The sequence below is a fragment of the Micromonospora sp. NPDC126480 genome, assembly GCF_040302465.1.
Lineage (GTDB): Bacteria > Actinomycetota > Actinomycetes > Mycobacteriales > Micromonosporaceae > Micromonospora.
The window spans coordinates 1-1,407 of sequence record NZ_JBEORU010000072.1 but is presented as its reverse complement, the minus strand read 5'-3'; the positions used below and the strand labels follow the sequence as shown (position 1 = coordinate 1,407).

Sequence of the window (1,407 nt, the reverse complement as noted above, 5' to 3'; positions counted from 1 at the left end):
AACGCTCGGCTGGGACACCCCAGCCGAGCGCCTCGCTACTCTCCTAGCCGTCACCAACTAACCACCGTGTTGCAACGACCCCTTGAAACCACCCGCCTCCGGTAGAGGAGGGGCCCCTTCTTAACACCTTGACCCTCGACCTACCTGAGGACCCAGGATCGACCGCCGTGGAGAGCGACCTGCACAGCATCGGCGCGCTGGCCCGGGCCAGCGGCCTGACCGTCAGCGCCCTGCGGTTCTACGACTCGGCCGGGGTGCTGGTCCCGGCCCGGGTCGACCCGGTGACCGGCTACCGCTGGTACACCGACGACCAGGTGCGCCCAGCCCGGCTGGTCGCCGGACTGCGCCGGGTCGGCATGCCGGTGGCCGAGATCGCCGCCGCGCTGCGGTCCGAACCGGCGGCCGTGCACCGGCTGCTGGACGCGCACCTGCGCCGGCTGGAGGACGGTCTCGCCGACGCCCGCCGCGAGCTCTCCCGGATCCGTACCCTCGTCGATCCTGAGGAGCAGCCGATGTCCACCCGCCTCACCCTCTCCTGCGCCGACCTGGCCGCCGCCGTGGACGCCGTCCGCTTCGCGGTGGGCACCGACCCCGACCTGCCGGCCCTGACCGGCGTCCTCCTCGACGTGGCCGCCGCCGGCGTCACGCTGGTCGCCACCGACCGGCACCGGCTCGCGGTGGCCCAGGTCGACGCGGACGTCGACGGTCCGGCCGTCCGCGCGGTCGCCCCGGTGGACCTCGTCGACCGGGCCCGGGCCCTGCTCGACGGCGCCGGGAAGGTGGAGCTGACCGTCGGTGGCGGCGCCGTCGTGGTCTCGGTCGGCGGGCGTACGGTCGAGGGCGCGCCCCTGCCGTACGACTTCCCGGACCACCGGCGGCTGTTGCACGCGGGCCCGGACCGGCCGGCGCACCGGGCGACCGTCGACGTGGCCGCCCTGCGCGCGGCCCTGACCAGCCCGGACGCCCCCGTCGTGCACCGCGAGCACGCCGGCGCCGCGCTGCCGGTGACCGTGCTCGGCCCGGACGGCCGGGGCGGCGTGCGACTGTACGGGGAGGACGAGCCGACCGGGGACGCCTTCCGGGTCGGGGTCAACGCCGGCTACCTGCTCCAGGCCCTGGCCGCGGGCGCCCGCGGCCAGCTGGTGCTGGAGCTGGACGGCCCGATCACACCGCTGGCCGTCCGCCGTCCCGACGACGACGCCGCCTTCTCGATCCTGATGCCGATCCGGCTCTGACCGCCCGACACCGCTCCTGCTGGCCGCGGCGGGCCGCAGGCCGCCGGGACGCGGCGGCCCGCATGATCACGCTCGATCGCAGATGTCAACGCCGTTGCGTTAGGGCTGTGATCGGCGGGTCAACCCCTGCTGGATAGTGGGAACGGGACTCCTGGTAGATCAACTTGTGTCG

At 74.8% G+C, this 1,407-nt stretch carries 1 protein-coding gene; it reads left to right on the top strand.

What is annotated here, in order from left to right; translation table 11 throughout:
- The first annotated feature begins 179 nt into the window (after nucleotides 1-179).
- Nucleotides 180-1,235 (top strand): DNA polymerase III subunit beta family protein, encoded by a 1,056-nt coding sequence (locus tag ABTW87_RS30130; protein ID WP_350654806.1) that lies wholly within the window; start codon nucleotides 180-182, stop codon nucleotides 1,233-1,235.
- The last annotated feature ends 172 nt before the right edge of the window (nucleotides 1,236-1,407 follow it).